Source organism: Bilophila sp. 4_1_30, assembly GCF_000224655.1.
In the GTDB taxonomy this organism is placed as follows: domain Bacteria; phylum Desulfobacterota; class Desulfovibrionia; order Desulfovibrionales; family Desulfovibrionaceae; genus Bilophila; species Bilophila wadsworthia.
This window is the reverse complement of record NZ_JH114231.1, coordinates 614,115-630,246: the sequence shown is the minus strand read 5'-3', so window position 1 is coordinate 630,246 and position 16,132 is coordinate 614,115. Positions and strand designations below refer to the sequence as shown.

At 59.4% G+C, this 16,132-nt stretch carries 14 protein-coding genes; 13 read left to right on the top strand and 1 reads right to left on the bottom strand.

What is annotated here, in order from left to right:
* The 4 genes from HMPREF0178_RS22900 to HMPREF0178_RS02960 form a co-directional block, all read left to right on the top strand.
* A partial coding sequence (locus tag HMPREF0178_RS22900) for an ABC transporter ATP-binding protein (protein WP_039958505.1) occupies positions 1-566 on the top strand: 566 nt, incomplete at its 5' end.
* Positions 567-608: 42 nt separating this feature from the next.
* Positions 609-1,628 carry an ABC transporter ATP-binding protein gene (locus tag HMPREF0178_RS02970; RefSeq protein ID WP_009378947.1) on the top strand — a complete coding sequence of 340 codons (1,020 nt, stop codon included), beginning with the start codon at positions 609-611 and terminating at the stop codon, positions 1,626-1,628.
* 68 nt (positions 1,629-1,696) lie between these two features.
* Positions 1,697-2,281 carry a nucleoside deaminase gene (locus tag HMPREF0178_RS02965; protein ID WP_005026449.1) on the top strand — a complete coding sequence of 195 codons (585 nt, stop codon included), beginning with the start codon at positions 1,697-1,699 and terminating at the stop codon, positions 2,279-2,281.
* Positions 2,282-2,386: 105 nt separating this feature from the next.
* Positions 2,387-3,451 (top strand): TRAP transporter substrate-binding protein, encoded by a 1,065-nt coding sequence (locus HMPREF0178_RS02960; protein ID WP_009378946.1) that lies wholly within the window; start codon positions 2,387-2,389, stop codon positions 3,449-3,451.
* A 192-nt stretch (positions 3,452-3,643) separates the two neighbouring features.
* Here HMPREF0178_RS02960 and HMPREF0178_RS02955 read toward each other — a convergent pair whose 3' ends face one another.
* Positions 3,644-4,003 carry a VOC family protein gene (locus HMPREF0178_RS02955; protein WP_009378945.1) on the bottom strand — a complete coding sequence of 120 codons (360 nt, stop codon included), beginning with the start codon at positions 4,001-4,003 and terminating at the stop codon, positions 3,644-3,646.
* 773 nt (positions 4,004-4,776) lie between these two features.
* On the opposite strand from HMPREF0178_RS02955, the gene HMPREF0178_RS02945 reads away from it, so the two are divergent.
* From HMPREF0178_RS02945 to HMPREF0178_RS02905, 9 genes are all read left to right on the top strand, one after another.
* Positions 4,777-5,352, top strand: coding sequence for a (2Fe-2S)-binding protein (locus HMPREF0178_RS02945; protein ID WP_009378944.1), 576 nt, complete (start codon positions 4,777-4,779; stop codon positions 5,350-5,352).
* 2 nt (positions 5,353-5,354) lie between these two features.
* Positions 5,355-6,662, top strand: a complete 1,308-nt coding sequence (locus HMPREF0178_RS02940) for a cytochrome c (RefSeq protein WP_009378943.1) — start codon at positions 5,355-5,357, stop codon at positions 6,660-6,662.
* A gap of 95 nt (positions 6,663-6,757) precedes the next feature.
* The gene (locus HMPREF0178_RS02935) at positions 6,758-9,691 is read left to right on the top strand and encodes a xanthine dehydrogenase family protein molybdopterin-binding subunit (RefSeq protein ID WP_009378942.1); all 2,934 of its coding nucleotides are present in this window, start codon (positions 6,758-6,760) and stop codon (positions 9,689-9,691) included.
* A gap of 682 nt (positions 9,692-10,373) precedes the next feature.
* Positions 10,374-12,710, top strand: a complete 2,337-nt coding sequence (locus tag HMPREF0178_RS02930; RefSeq protein WP_009378941.1) for a xanthine dehydrogenase family protein molybdopterin-binding subunit — start codon at positions 10,374-10,376, stop codon at positions 12,708-12,710.
* Positions 12,707-13,558, top strand: a complete 852-nt coding sequence (locus HMPREF0178_RS02925) for a xanthine dehydrogenase family protein subunit M (protein WP_009378940.1) — start codon at positions 12,707-12,709, stop codon at positions 13,556-13,558. Before HMPREF0178_RS02930 ends, HMPREF0178_RS02925 begins: the two co-directional genes overlap by 4 nt.
* The gene (locus HMPREF0178_RS02920; RefSeq protein ID WP_009378939.1) at positions 13,549-14,016 is read left to right on the top strand and encodes a (2Fe-2S)-binding protein; all 468 of its coding nucleotides are present in this window, start codon (positions 13,549-13,551) and stop codon (positions 14,014-14,016) included. Before HMPREF0178_RS02925 ends, HMPREF0178_RS02920 begins: the two co-directional genes overlap by 10 nt.
* 58 nt (positions 14,017-14,074) lie before the next feature.
* Positions 14,075-14,542 (top strand): RidA family protein, encoded by a 468-nt coding sequence (locus HMPREF0178_RS02915; RefSeq protein ID WP_009378938.1) that lies wholly within the window; start codon positions 14,075-14,077, stop codon positions 14,540-14,542.
* Positions 14,543-14,570: 28 nt separating this feature from the next.
* Entirely contained in the window at positions 14,571-15,581 is a 1,011-nt protein-coding gene (locus tag HMPREF0178_RS02910; protein WP_009378937.1) for a TRAP transporter substrate-binding protein, read from the top strand.
* Positions 15,582-15,667: 86 nt separating this feature from the next.
* Positions 15,668-16,132, top strand: a complete 465-nt coding sequence (locus tag HMPREF0178_RS02905) for a TRAP transporter small permease (RefSeq protein ID WP_009378936.1) — start codon at positions 15,668-15,670, stop codon at positions 16,130-16,132.

Below are 16,132 nucleotides of genomic sequence, written 5' to 3'. Positions count from 1 at the left end.
CGGTGGGTATCCCTTCCCCCGAGAAGCGGATGCACGACTATTCGTTTCAGATGTCGGGCGGTATGCGCCAGCGCGTGATGATCGCCATGAGCCTGTGCCTCGATCCCGACATCCTCATCGCGGACGAGCCGACCACCGCCCTCGACGTGACCGTGCAGGCGCAGATCCTCGACCTGCTGCGGGAGATGCAGGACCGCGTGGGCGCGTCCATCATCATGATCACCCACGATCTGGGCGTGGTCGCGGAGGTGTCCGACAAGGTCGCCGTGATGTACGCGGGCCGCAAGGTCGAGGAAGGCTCGGTCGAGCAGATTCTGTTCAACCCGCAGCACCCGTATACGAAAGCGCTCAAGGGCTGTATCCCGCACCTCCAGCGGACGCCCGCAAGCGGGCGGCACCGCCTGCACGAAATCCCCGGCATGGTGCTCGGCATGGCCGAACTTGGCAAGGACCGCTGTTCGTTCTACGAGCGCTGTCCGTGCGGGAAGCCGGAATGCATGGAGCACAACCCGCCCGCAAAGGCGATCGACGCCGGACATGAAGTGGCCTGCTGGCTCTACAGCTGACGTTGGCCCGTGAAGAGAACACCGTTTACCAAAGGGTGAGCCATGAGCACTGAAAATGAGGGCCTCCTTGAGGTCAGGGACCTGAAGGTTCACTTTCCGCTCCCGAAAAAGTCGCTGTTCGGGGAACGTTCCTACGTGAAGGCTGTGGACGGCGTGTCGTTCCGCGTGCGCAAGGGCACCACGTTCGGCATCGTGGGCGAAAGCGGTTCCGGGAAGACAACCATAGCCAAGGCCATCATGGGGCTGGTGGGCGTCTCGGGCGGTTCCATCAGGCTGGAGGGCAACGAGCTTGTGGGCATCCCGGAGGATCGGCTCAAGGCTCTGCGCCCCAAGTACCAGATCGTCTTTCAGGACCCGTACTCCTCGCTCAACCCGCGTATGCGCGTGGGCAAGATCGTGCAGGACCCTCTGAATCTCATGGACTTGGGCAGCCACGAGGAACGCGAGGAGCGGGAAAAGGAGGTCTTCGAGCAGATCGGGCTGCATCAGGCGCAGCGGGCGCTGTTCCCGCACCAGTTTTCCGGAGGGCAGCGCCAGCGCATCAGTATTGGCCGGGCGCTGGCGAGTTATCCCGAACTGATCATCTGCGACGAGCCCGTCAGCGCGCTCGACGTGGCCATCCAGGCGCAGATACTCAATCTGTTCATGGACCTTCAGGAAAAGAACAACCTCACGTATTTGTTCATTTCGCATGACCTCGGCGTCGTGCAGCACATGTGCGACGACATCGGGGTCATGTACCTTGGCCGGTTCGCGGAGGTGGCGGACAAGGTATCCCTGTTCACGTCCCCCGCCCATCCCTACACCTATTCGCTGCTGTCGGTCGTCCCGCAGGTGTCGCGTTCTCCCAAGGGCGGACGCGTGAAGCTGCTCGGCGATCCCCCGAGCCCCATCGATCTCAAGCCCGGCTGTCGGTTCAATACCCGCTGTCCCTTTGCCGAGGACGTCTGCCGCCATGAGGAGCCGGAACTCAGGAAGATCGGGGACAACCATTTCGTGGCCTGCCATCTGGTCAGGGACGGGCTCGGCCCGCATCAGCGGGGCGGGGAGTGGAAGATCTGACGGCGGTCCGCGCCGGAATCGGGATTGCGCATAAACGGGGGGATTCCCTCCTTTGAAAAGGATTCGTCATGGAAAAGAAAAGACTGACTGTGCACGGCAACGAAGTGACCGACGGGCGTTTCGCATGGGTAACCCCCGAGAAGGACATCGAACTGCTCAGGAAGGGCATTCAGGCCGGGTTCAAGTCGCTGGCCTACGGCAACGAGCCTTATGGCTGCGTGCTGGCGGGGCCTTCGGGCGAGCTGCTTCTTGAAGGGCTGAACACCTGCCTCACGGAGCACGACCCGCTCGCGCACGGCGAAATGAATCTGTGCCGCGAGGCCGCCCAAAAATACGATCCCGAATTCCTGTGGCAGTGCTCGATCTACGTGCCCGGCAGCCCATGCAGCATGTGTACCTGCGCCATTTTCTACACGAATATCGGGCGCATCGTTCATGCCACGAGCATCTACGACAAGCAGGACTACACTGTGATGGATCTGCCTTATCTCGGGCTGTCTCCGCTGGAAATCCTGCGGCGGGGCAACAAGGACATCGTGATCGACGGCCCCTATCCCGAACTGGCTGAAGAGTGCATGAAGAAGTTTGAGCATTTCGATCCCTCGGGCATCGAGTTCTACGCCAAAAGCGCCCATCATCTCATGAAACGATAGGCCCTAGCCTTGGAAGGGACGCCCCGGCACCGCGGGCGTTCCCGGATCCCGGAGAAGCGGGCCCCCCGTCCGGCGGGACGGGACAACCCTTGGGGAGAGTATGTTATGAAACGATGCGCGATGGTCCTTCTTGTCTGCGCGGCGCTGGCCGGCCTTGTATCGGGGCTGGCCGTGGCCGCCATTCCGGTCAAGGTGGCTTCCTCGGTCGGCACGGGCGAACAGAACTACGTCAACGTGACCTACGGGAAGCTGGTCGAACTGGCCCAGAAATATTCGGGCGGCGCCTTCGCATTTCAGCTGTATCCCGACATGCGGCTTGGGGACGAACAGAAGACCGTCCGCGCTCTCCAGCACGGCGATATCCAGATGTCCGTGCTGGCGACGAATAACTTCATGCCGTTCGCGCCATCCTGCGGCTGGCTGAACATGCCGTACCTGTTCGGCTCGCTGGAGGAATTCCGCAAGCTGGTCGATCTGATGTGGGACCAGCACAACGCGTGGGCGGTCAAGGAGAGCGGCGCGCGCGTCCTCGCCATCGTGGACATCGGCTATCGGCAGCTGACCACGGACGCGGCCCATCCCGTCCGCAATCTCGCCGACGCCCGGGGGGTGACCGTGCGCACACCGCAGAACGCGCTGGCGGTTTCCGCCTTCAACGCCCTTGGCTTCAAGCCGCATCCCGCGTCCTTCGCGGATACTTACGGTATGCTCGCCAAGGGAACCGTCAGTGGGCAGGAGGGTTGCTTCAACAACGTGGTGACCATGAAGTTCGCGGATCACCAGAAGTACGCCACCTGCATCAACTATGCGGTCCACAGCGCCAACATCATCGTCAATGAGGAATGGCTTCAGGGCCTGCCGGAACAGGCCCGCGACGCACTGATCCGCGCGGGCCGGGAAGCAATGGCCTACGAACGGACGAAGGTTTCCCAAATGCTTGTCGCGGACGACAGGGCCTTGCAGGAGCAGGGCATGGAACTGCTCGGCGTGGTGGAGGATCTCTCCGAGTGGACCCGCCTCGGGCGGACGTCGTGGCTCAAGTGCTATGACGTGCTCGGGTATGGCGACGCCGACAAGGGCAAGGCGATCATGGCGGTGGTGCTTTCCAAGAAGGAAGCACTGGCCAACGCGTGGGAGGACTGGCTCAGGCAGCCGCCCGCGACGCGCTGAGCCTTTTTCTCGACGTTTGAAAATGCCATACAAAAAAAGCGGAGCCTCAGAGGTTCCGCTTTTTTGTGCCTTGAGAGGTGGGTTCCGTAATTTGTCTCGGTAAATGCCTCGGCTCTCCAGCGAGGGAGTCTCTGGAACGGATATGAGGCCGCCCGGCGTGGAGGCACCGGGCGGCCTCATGGGTGAACGGAATCAGGTTTCTATGAGTTCGAGCATCAGGTTTTCGGGGCCCCGGACGAAGGCTACGCGGTTCTGATTGGCGGGCATGGACGCCAGCGTACAGCCAAAGCCCTTGACCAGGGATTCCACGCTGGTTTCGAGATGCGGCACATACACCCCCACATGCTCGTAGCCGACCTGGCCGGATTGTAGCTCCTTGGCCTGCGGGATTTCCTTGAAATAGATTTCCAGTCCTCCGAAGCGCATGATCGCACCCGGATCGTCCCCGAAAGTACGGTATTCGACGAATTCCGCACTGAGCGCCTCGCGCCAGAAGCGGATCATTTTTTCCATATCCCGGCATATGACATGCAAATGTGCCAACGTATACATGGCTTCTCCTTGGTGTTGGGGGAGGGCGACGGGTTCCCTGCCGGAAAAGATGGGAAGGCAGAATTCCATCCCATGAAAATCCTGGGCGTCGCGTGTTGTTGAGGCAGGTCCTGTGGACCCGGCAGCCTCTGATGCGCGTTGGGCATCCGCCCGATGCCGCAGGCGGGCCGTTCGTGTGCCTTGTTCATGGACGGTGGTCAATGGTCTGTCCAATAAATTATCTTACCTTTAACCTTCATGCAAGGCCTTCTTTGCTGGCGTTGGGAGGATAAAGCCGCCCGCGCAGAGAAAAGAGAGGCTGTGATGGCAAAAAAGCCTTGAAGGATACATGGATGGGATGGATGACAGGGAGATCGGAAATCTTTCCGTTCGTGTGGGAGGACAGGGCAAAATCGTGAAAGCTGCGGAAACCGTATCTCGCCGTTCCGTGCCCGATAGTGGGGCAGAGGTAGCGATCAGCTCGGGAAACGCTGTTGGCTGCGGGTTCCATTCTGAAGGGAACCCGCTCCACAGATGCAGAGTTGATTTGTATTATAGTAAAAATATCAAGTATATAATATTGATATCCCCCCCAAGCCCCTCTACATTTCACACAATGGACTTTCACACTGTCGGCTCCAGTGTGATGCCCGGCGAAAAAGCATGTCCCCTTTCTATCCGAAGCCCGCTCACTGAAAACCCGGAACAGGATTGGGCATCAGGCGGATTGCTCCGAATCGGGGCATGGCTTCAGGACCGAGTTTTTCATCACACCCCAAAAAAGGAAAAGGCTCATGAGCGACGAAACGATGACGGCTGAAATTGAAAAAAGGCCATTGAGCATGACTGTAAACGGCAAGGAGGTCGGCCCGATCGATGTGCCGGTCGGAATGCCGATGATCGATTTTTTACATCATTATCTCAACTTGACCGGCACGCATTTCGGCTGTGGGCAAGGTGTCTGCCATGCCTGCACCGTCCTCGAAGTGCAGCCGGACGGGAGGCTGGTCGACACCCGGACCTGTATTGCCAATGCCCATGCTTTCAACGGCAAGACAATCATCACTATCGAAGGTCAGGCAAAAACGGACGCAGAGGGTAATGTCACGGAACTGACGCCGATTCAGAAAGCTTTCATCGAAAAATTTTCGTTCCAGTGCGGCTATTGTACGCCCGGTTTCGTCGCGGGCGCGACCGCATTTATCGATCGCCTCAAGCATGAGCCGGTCAAGCGTGCCGATCTGGAGAGCGCAATCGAGGACGCCCTCAATGATCATATTTGCCGCTGTACGGGGTACGTGCGGTATTACGAAGCCGTGCGCGATGTCGCCCTCGCCACGCCCGGCTGTGTGATCGGCTCGGTGGATTAGCTATGAAAAACACTATAATACGCAATTGGATTGTAGCTATCGTCGTCATTGTCGTGGTAGCGGCGCTTGTCGTTTTATCCGGCCTGTTCCGGACATCAAGCGTAGCTCCGCAGGCGCGGCAGGCTCTTTCGCCCGAGCGGATGCAGGCCCTGATCCCGCGTGGTCGCGAGCTGGCCTTGGCGGGAGACTGCTTCGGTTGCCACTCGATGCCGCAGGGGCCGATGGGGGCCGGCGGTCTGGCGATAGCGACGCCGTTCGGTACGCTCTATTCGACCAACATCACACCGGACAAACAGTACGGCATCGGCAATTACACGCGTGCCGATTACCATCGCGTAATGCGGGACGGCATCGCGCCGGGCGAGCGCAATCTCTATCCGGCCATGCCCTTTGTCTTCAGCCATATAACGACGCCCGACGACATTGACGCGCTCTATGCCTACAACATGAGCATCCCGGCCATGCCAATCGCCAATAAGTCCAATACGGGTGTGTTTGTGCTGCCGGTGCGTCCGTTCATGGGCTTCTGGACGCTGTTGAACTTTCCCGACCGCAAGGCTCCGCGGAACGGCCAGCGCTCCGCGGAATGGAACCGGGGCGCCTATCTCGTCGAAGGGTTGGCGCATTGCGGCTCGTGCCACTCGCCGCGCAATTTCATGATGGGCGTTGAATTCTCCCGATCCTTGCAGGGCGGTGAGGTGGACGGGGTGGTTGTCCCCGATATTACCGCAGCGGCACTCGCCAAGCGAGGCTTCGACGTCCCCACGCTGAGCACCTATCTCGCCACGGGGATGGCACCGCAGGGCACTTCGTTCGACAGCATGTACACGGTCACGCATTTTTCGACCAGTGCGATGGAACCGGAGGACGTCAAGGCGGTCGCCATTTATCTGCTCACCGGCAAGGACGGCAAGCTGGCGCGTCCCGCCGCGTCTCCCGTACCGTTGCCGCAAGCCGCCGTTCCTAAAGCCGGTACGCCCATGGCTGCGGGCCGATTGACCTATATGGCGTCGTGTGCGGGCTGCCACGGCATGGACGGTGAGGGCATTCCCAATGTCAGTCCGGCCATGAAGGGCAATGCGGCGTTGGCGATGGACAACCCGCAGACGCTCATCAATGTCGTCCTCAACGGCACCCCCACACAGATATTCAAGAATGGAGAGCGGATGTACGCCATGCCGCCCTTCGCCCACCGCCTGGATGCCGCCGAGGTTGCCGATCTCGTGACCTGGATCAGAGCGGAATGGGGCGGCCAGGCCGTGCCGGTGACGGTGGAGCAGGTAAGCGCTCAGGAAACAGCGGTAAAATAAACGGCATAATGGACGGGCCTGCCACAAGGTGTGGTCGTCTTTTTTCATGACGCTTGCAGGTTCCTACGCAAAGGGATTTCGAACGGGAGAAAACGATGATGATGTATAGTTCGCGACGCCAGTTTATCAAACTTGGCATGTTTTTCGGTATTTCCGTGATGATCGGGCGCTTGCCCGATGCCCATGCGCTCGAAGTGCATTCGGGCCCCAGTCCGCTGGACTGGATGTCGCCGGACGGCAAGGTCCGTTACCGGTGGGACGCCTTGCGCAAAGTGACCGGGCAGAAGACGTTCGCGCGGGACTTTCGCGCACGCGATCTGTCCGGCTGGCCCAAGGAGCAGGCCCACGCATTCTTCATCAAGGCAACGCGGGCCGACCGGATATTCGAGGGCGTGGACTTGAGCCTTCTGGGGCCGAAATTGCAGCCCGACCGCCTCGTCCTGCATGAAGAACTCTTCGGCGACGGCGTGACCGTTCCGCAGCCAGAAAGTCTGGCAGCCGGGTTCTATGGCAAAAATTTTCTGGTTCCCAGAGGGCAGACGCCGCCGCTGATCGGACATCCGGTGGCGTTGCTGGTGTATCACGATTTCGATCGGTTTGAGGCGGCGAAGCGGATGTTGCGTTTTGCGCAGGATGTCGTGAAGTACGGCGCCGCCACCGGCCCGAATACGCCGTCCAATTACGGCGCGGCACGCTATGTCCGAATCGGCGGCGATACCCCGACCTCGTCGTCTGTCTATTCGCCGATGCAGGATGCCATCATCTGGGGCGCTTTTGACGGCAATAACCCGGTGTGGCCGCCGGAATCTCCGACCGGAGTGTTCGTGCCGGCCTCCGTGATGCTGAAACAGCGGGGTGGCGGCGGGGTGCGCGATCCGCTTACGGTCGCACGCGAAACTTATGAACCGATGCGGCGCGGCATGGACGCGGCTGCGGACATCGAAAAGGCCATCGAAGCGGCGCGCAAGGATGAAAACAAGCTTGTACTGGACCGGAGCGGGTTCTCGCAATCGATCGACCCATGCGCGTTGGAGGCCGACAACGGCAATGCGTGGTATGACGCAAAGACGCGCACGCTGCATCTGATCGTGGGCGCGCAGTCGCCTTATGAGGTCGCTCGGGTCGCGGCGCTGATGGTTAAGGACAACAAGCGATTCCCGGTCGAGACGATCAAGCTGCTTTCGGGCACCACCGTCGGGTACGGCTCCAAGGACCATTCGCTTTTCCCGTTCTACGCCATCGCTGCGTGTTTTTATGGAGATGGGCTGCCGGTGCGGCTGGCCAACGACCGCTACGAACAGTTCCAGCTCGGCATAAAGCGCCACTCGGTCGAAATGGATGTAACGATCGTTGCCGACCGCAAGAGCGGCAAGTTTGAGATCCTGAAGGTGTTCTACAAGTTCAATGGAGGCGGCCGCGCGAATTTTTCCTTCTCGGTCGCTCAGGTGGGTGCCACCGCAGCGCAGTCGATCTATTATTTCCCGAAATCCGATCTTACGACCGTCGCGCTTGCGACGCCCGCGGTCGAAGCGGGGTCGATGCGCGGTTACGGCACCCTTCAGGCCATGAGCATCACGGAGCTGATGGTCGACGAACTCGCCGTTGAGCTGGGTATGGACCAGATCGAGCTCCGCCGCCGCAATGCATTGCAGGCGGGCTTTGAAAATACCCAGGGAGCCCAGCCGCTGGGCGAGCTGAACAATATTGAAATGCTCGATCTAGCGGCAAAGCATCCTCTGTGGGTGAACCGCGAGAAAGCCAAGGTTGATTTTGACAAGGCCAATCCCGGCAAGCGGTACGGCGTCGGCTTCGCGCAGGTACAGAAGGATTACGGCACGGGTGCGGATACCAGCGCGCTGGCGCTGGAATTTGATGCTGACGGCAAGGTGTGGATGCGCCACTGCGTGCAGGAGATCGGCACCGGCGCGACTACGGCGCAACAGGTCATCGTCCGCGACATGCTGGGCAAGGCTCCCGACTTTGTCGAATTTGGTGTTGCGGAGTTTGCGGAACTGCCAATGGTCAGCAATTGGGAACCCTATTCGACGACGCAGGAACAGCAGGATGAATTTCAGAAGAATCCCTACTGGGTGCCGTTCATGCTGCCGGCAATGAGTGCCTCCAACAGTGCCTATTTCATCGGTTTCGGCACGCGGCAGGCGGCGAGGTTCCTGTTTGAACATGCCCTTTGGCCGGCTGCGCGCGCCATCTGGAGCGAGGGACCGGCTGGCGGGCAGATTGCCAGCGCCCGTATGACGTTGAGTGACCTGCGCGTCGTCGAAGGCGGCATCGGTGGCGGCGGGATGGAGACGCTCTCATTCGAACGGGTTGCCCGGAAAGCCCATGAGATGGGTCTGGTGACAGGAGTTGCCCTGCACTGTTTCAGCCGCTGGGAATGGACGACGGCGACATTCGATATTCCGACGATCGGCTCGATCAGCGTAGCGGCGGACGTCCTTTCGGTGCGTTACGGCGATGGTGCCGCGCCGGAACTCAAGCGGCGTATGACCACCGGCGGCTATGACTTCATCAAGAGAAGCAGCGTGAACTATCCTGCCGTTCAGCGCAATAATGCCGGTGTGACGACCTATACGCCCGCTGCCTGCATCGTCGAACTCAACGTCAACACCTTCACGGGCGAGATAGAAATCATGCGCCACCACAGTTTGGTCGACAGTGGCCAAATGATCGTGCCGGAACTCGTATCCGGCCAGTTGCAGGGCGGTTTGGCAATGGGCATCGGGCACGCCTTGATGGAGGAATTACTGCTCTATGAAGACGGGCCGGGCAACGGAACGTGGAACTTCAATCGCTACACGCTGCCACGGGCCAAAAATGTCGCTGTCTGGAACCAGACGGCCGATTATCTTGCGCCGCTCTCTGAAACCTCACCGACCAGAGGGCTGGGGGAGGTGGTGATGGTGCCGATCATCGCCGCAACCGGCAACGCCATCGCCCATGCCATCGGCAAGCGCTTCTATCAGCTCCCCGTGACGCCGGAAAAGATCAGAAAGGCTCTGGCGTTGTAAATGCACATTGAAACAGTGGATGTCGAGAGCGGTTGACGTGACAAATAGATTGCGTCTCTTGGTATCAGATATCCTCTCAGGCATCTGAGCCGTGAGATTCGCTTGTGCATTCCGGCTGCAACGGCACTTTGTGCGGACAATGCGGAGCAGAGGTTGCTGTCTTTCGACTGAGCAAGCGACAGCGAAGCACTGTGTTTGCTGTGCTACAAAAACAAAGGAAAGGTAAATCGAGAAAGCTATAAATAGTCTTAGAAACTTTACTGTTACAGGCAGTCGGATGCCACAGGTATAAACATTGTTCATGCCTGTGGCATCACTTTATTTCTCTGTCAGCCTGTAGCCGTACCGATAAGGAGCGTGGAGAGCCGTAGTCTGGCAACTGTGAGCAATGACAGGGTCACAAGTAACAGAAATACGGATACCAGGTCGATATACGTTTGTCGGGAAGCTGCTGGCAATAGAGCCTTGCAGGAATGAGTGAAGAACAGTTTAATTTTATAATTATTTGTATTTATTAAAATATTTGAATAGAGCTCCTCAATAAAATAGTGCATAAGAAGAATAGTTAAATAGTATAATATTTGTTGACAATCTAACGAACGTCGAGCATGCTCCGATCATGCCGAACGAAGTGATTGTGGATTCGGCATCCTGCAACCCACTGCGTGATCAGGAGCTCCATATGAGTATATTGACTACAGTTGGGCAAAGGGTCCCCCGTACGGACGCTGCGGCGAAAGTCACGGGGCAGGCCCGATATACAGCCGATATGCGGCGGCACGATATGCTGATCGCGGGTGTGTGCTTTGCGCCGCATCCCCATGCGTGCATCAAGAAGATCGACGTGAGCGATGCCGAGGCATTCCCCGGTGTTGTCGCTGTCATGACCGCGAAGGACCTGCCGGGGCGGAACGCCTATGGGTTGTTGTGTCCGGACAAGCCGGTCATTGCGGACATGAAGACCCGCTACGAAGGCGACCCGGTGGCAATCCTCGCGGCGGAAACGGAAGAGGTGGCCCGGAAGGCCGTCGAGCTCGTCCGCGTGGAATACGAGCCCCTGCCGGTGTACGACGATCCGCGCGAGGCCATGGAGGATGGTGCGACCCTCATCCATGAAAGGCATCCTGTGGCGGAGCGGGGGAATCTGCTCACTACCGTGGCACTCGACTGCGGCGACGTGGAGAAGGCGTTTGCGGAAGCGGCCGTCGTCATCGAAAACGACTACGAGACGCCGATGGTGGAGCACTGTTACCTTGAGCCGGACGTCTGCATCGCGGAGCCGAATCCGCTTACGGGCGGTTTGACGCTGACAAGTCCTTCGCAGGCCGTCTACGCCACCCGGCGGAATCTGGCTCCGGTATTCGGCATCCCACAGCACAAGCTGCATGTGGTGAGCCCTCTCGTCGGAGGCGGCTTCGGCGGTAAGGAGGATTCCACTCTGGACGTTTGCGTCGTCGCGGGCGTTCTCGCTCTGAAGACCGGCAGGACGGTGTTTTTCGAGCTGAACCGGGAAGAGATTTTCCGCACGACAGGGAAGCGCCACGCCAGCTACATCCGCCATCGCCTTGCCGCCGACGCGACAGGCCGGATCACTGGCATGGATATCAGGTTTGTGCTGGACAAGGGAGCCTATGTATCCCTTGGCGGCATGAAGGAGCCCTTTCACGCCGTGACCATGCGTACCGTCATGTACGCAGCCGGACCGTATGCCGTTCCCAATGCGCGGGTCCGTTCTCATTCGGTATTTACCAATCATCCGTATTCTTGCGCGTTCCGTGGGTTTGGCGCCCCACAGGCCGCCTATGCGATGGAGTGCCAGATGGACGAACTGGCCCATCGGCTGGGTCTTGATCTCGTGGAAGTCCGCCGCCGCAACATGCTCCGTGCGGGTGACAGGACCATCACCGGTCAGGTGATGCTGGAAAGCCGTGGGCTGGGGCTGGAGGAATGTCTGGATCGGGTGCTGGAACGGATGGAGTGGAGCAGCCGTCCCGTTGCGCTGGGCACGGGACCGATCCGCCGTGGACGGGGGCTTGGATTGTTCCTGTACGGCACCGGCGTGCCCATGCTGTTTGAAGGCGCGAGCTGTTTCGCCACGCTGCAACTGGATGGAACTCTAAACATCAATGTGGGCTCCACGGAAATGGGGCAGGGGTTGACCACGGCTCTGGCACAGATCGCCTCCGAGCTGCTCGGCATTCCTTTGGATGACGTGCTGGTGGACATCTCCGACACCGCTTTGGCGCCGGATTCCGGGCCGACAGTGGGGTCGCGTTCCGTGGTGCTGGTGGGCAACGCCGTTACGGACGCCTGCGTCAGGCTCAGGGAACGTTTGTTGGATACGGCGGCCCGGTATTTCTTTCAAACGGACGTCCGCAATCTGGAAATAGGCGGAGGCCGAATTTTCGAGAGCGGTAAGCCAGAACGGAGCCGGACGTTCGCCGAAGTGGTGCTCAAGGCTTTCAACACGCAGGTCCCCCTGTCGGTCGTCGGAAGCTGGTACCCACCGCAGGCCACGTTCAGGGTCGAGGACGGCCAGGGTAATCCATGCCATGCCTATTCCTTTGGCGCACACGGCGTTGAGGTGGAGGTGGACGTGGAGACGGGGAGCGTTTCCGTAACCCGATCAGTGCTGGCCTGTGACGTGGGCAAGGCCATCAATCCCGTCAACGTGGAAGGACAGATGGAAGGCGGCGCGGCGCAGGCCATCGGCTGGAGCGTCATGGAGGAAAGCATTCTGGAGCGGGGTGTCATGAAAAATGCGGCGTTCCATAATTATTTGATTCCGACCTCTCGGGATTTGCCGCTTCTGGAATCCATCATTGTCGAGCACCCCAATGAACTCGGTCCGTTCGGAGCCAAGGGCGTGGGCGAACCGCCCATCGTCGGCGGTGCGCCGGCCATTCGGAACGCAGTCCGCGATGCGTTGGGCTTTCCTATCAACGCCATTCCGCTGACCGCCCGGCAGGTGCTTCTGGCGATACGGACGCGGGAACAATGTCAGGGGGGAGAACGATGAGCGCAACCCTCTTTTTCGCACCCGACAGCCTTGAGGACGCCTTGCGTCTCCTTGCTGAATACCGTGGCGGAGCCGTGGTCGTAAACGGGGGCACGGACATTGTGGAGAAGATTGCCTTCGACCGCATACGGCCCGAGGCCGTGGTCTACATCGGAAATATCCGCAGCTTGCGCGCTGTGGGGCGGCGAGCAGGGTATACCATTATCGGGGGTGGTGTCGTTTACGCCGATATCCTGCGTTCGCCTTTGTGTGCGCCTCTCGACGCACTGCGGGACGCGATTGCAGAAATCGGCTCTCCGCCCATCCGCGCCGTGGCGACACTGGCCGGAAATATCGGCTCGGCGTTTCCGGCGGCCGACGGCAACGTGGCGCTGGTGGCTCTTGGTGCCTTGGTCGAGCTGATATCGCTGGAAGGGGAACGCTCCGTGCCTGTATGTGACGTATTTCTCGGTCCCGGCAGGACGTGCCTTAAACCCCACGAGCTGATTCGTGGCATCGTTATTCCCGATCGTGGACATCCCAGCGCTTTCGTCAAGCTCGCGAGGCGCAAGTCACAGGACATCGCGCAAGTTTCCGCCGCGGTCCGTCTCGATATGGATGGGGACGTCTGCCGCGATGTTGTCATCGGCATGGGGGCCGTGGCCGCCACGGTCGTTCGGGCGAAGAGCTTCGAAATGCTGTTGCGGGGCCTTCCCATTGAAGAGGGGCTGGCGCAGCTCCGTGGTGCCGTGCCCGCCGAAGCCTCCCTGCGCAGCCCCCGCAACATGGCCTACAAGGAGGCCGTCATGGGCGTCATCGTCGAACGGGCAGTTCGCAAGGCTCTCGGGAGGAGACCGTCATGCTTGTAGATATCACCTGTACCATCAATGGAAGAGAACGGAATCTCGCCGTGGAGGCGACGGAGCTGCTGGTGGATACCCTACGCCTGCGCCTTGGCTTGACCGGGACGAAGAAAGCCTGTGGGACGGGGGACTGCGGGGCCTGCACTGTCATCGTGGATGGCGAGGCCGTGCGTTCCTGTATTCTTCTCACGGCTTCAATGCACGGAAAGAGCATTACCACCATCGAGGGGCTGGGAGACGTCAGCCACCTGCACCCGATTCAGCAGGCCTTCATTGACGCCGGAGCCGTACAGTGTGGCTACTGCACGCCCGGCATGATCCTTACGGCCAAAGCCCTGCTTGATAGGCAACCGCATCCCACGCCGGAACAGATTCGTGAGGCCATTTCCGGAAATCTGTGCCGTTGCACCGGATATGTCAAGATTGAGGCCGCCATCCGGATGGCGGCGGAGCGAAGCCGTTAGGCCCGTTTCGCCAGTGCGTCGTTTCGCCGCCTAACCTTCAGCCAACGAGGAGAACAGTATGAAGATCGAAGCACGACTTCAGGAACGCGGCATCGTCCTGCCCCAGTTCAGGCCCATGGTTTCCCCCAAGGTCGTTCGGTATCGCAAGGCGGGCAACCTGCTTTTTATTGGCGGGGCGGGGCCGTGGGACGGGAGCGGCTATCCCTACCTGGGCAAACTGGGCAGGGATCTGGACGCAGATCAAGGATATGAGGCCGGGCGGGTTTCGGCTCTGCACATGCTCTCCATCATCAAGCACGCCGTAGGCGATCTGGATAAGGTACGCCAATTTCTTTACAGCACGTGCTTCATTCAGTGTGTCGCCGGGTTCACGGAACTGTCCAAGGTGTCCAACGGCGCTTCCGAGCTGATCGTTGACCTGTTCGGCATGGAGAAGGGCACCCACGCCCGCAGCAGCATCGGCGTGTCCGATCTGGCCCACAATATTCCTTTTGAAATGGTCATGGAACTCGAAGTGGACTCTTGATTTTCCTTCAACTCGTAAGGATACCATCATGAAGAGGCTCTTAGGTCTTGTCGTCGCCGCCCTGCTCCTGTCCTCCGTCAACGTTTTCGCCGCCGTCAACATCAAGTTCGCCCACGGCGAACCCGAAAAGCAATCTTACGGTGTTTTCGCCACGATGTTTGCTGAAAACCTGAAGAAGGTCAGCAACGGGGAAATGAACTGTACGGTATTCCCCAACGGCGTGGTGGGTTCCGAAATGGTCGCAGGGCAGAAGGTCAAGCAGGGCACCCTGCAAATGGCCATCGTCACTGCAGCCAATGCCGGATCGTTTTCACCCTGCGTCAACGTACTGACGTTTCCCTACTTGTTTTCCGGGCCCGAGGACATCATGGGCGAGAAGGGGTATCTGCGTCCCGGCAGTGCGTTCCGCGAGGAGCTGGCCAAGCGCATTCTTGCCGATACGGGCAGTATGCGTCTCATCGCGGTGGGGACGAATGGCTTCCGGTTGCTGTTCACCAAGAAGCCGGTGACGAAGATGGGCGACCTGAAGGGGATCAAGCTGCGCCTCGCCGCCAGCCCGGTCATGCAGCGGACATGGGAGACGTGGGGAGCCAGCGCCTACGCAATGGCGTGGTCGGAAACGTTCACCGCCATCCAGCAGGGCGTGATGGACGCCTTTGAATGTCCTACCAATATCCTGCTGTACAACGGTTTCTATCCCTACACCAACCATGTTGCGGAGAATCTGTATTATTGTCCCCAGATATTCCTGATCCTCGTCAACGAGCGATGGTACCAGAAGCTGTCTCCTGAACAGAAGGGGTTTTTGAACGAGGCTGCGGCGAGCAACGAGCTTGAACATTTCGCTTGGGTACAGGCGGAGTATGACGACGTTCGCAAGCAGCTCGTGAACCACGGCGTCGAGTTCCACGACATCACCGATGTGGAGCAGTGGAAGGCGAATGCCATCGCCCTGTGGCCGGACTTTGCGGAAATGTCCGGGGGCAAGGAGTGGGTCGAGGGCGTCATGCGGTTCCAGAAGACCGGTTCCTTTAAGTAATATCCCGATCCGCGCGGCGTGCCGCGGGCGCCGCGCGGCCGTAGAGACTTCCCCCTCATTGTGGAACAACGGTTCCGGAGGCCACTATGCTGCGTAACCTATGGGAACATTTTGAAGTCTATATCGCCAATTTTTCCTTGCTGTTGATGGTGGGCTTTCTCACCCTCCAGATTGTCGCGAGGTACTTCTTTCAGGTAGGCATCGCGTGGACGGAGGAGCTTTCCCGCTTTTCTTTCCTGTATTTTGTGTATCTTTCCTCTTGCTTCGTCATGATGAAGGGCCGTCACATCCGGGTCGAGTGTCTGGTGAATGTGCTTCCGCTTTCCGTGCGCAACTGGATCGAAGTATTCGGGGATATGTTGCAGATAGCTTTCTGCCTGGTAGCGGCCTACGCCGGAAGCCTCCTGCTCGTCGACATGATTGAATACCCAGTCTACTCCCCCAGCCTGATGCTGCCTCTGTTCTACTTCTATGGCGTTATTCCAATGGCGTTTTTCATCATGGCCCTGCGGATAGTTCAGCGTCTGTACCATACCTTTTCGGCCAGCTGA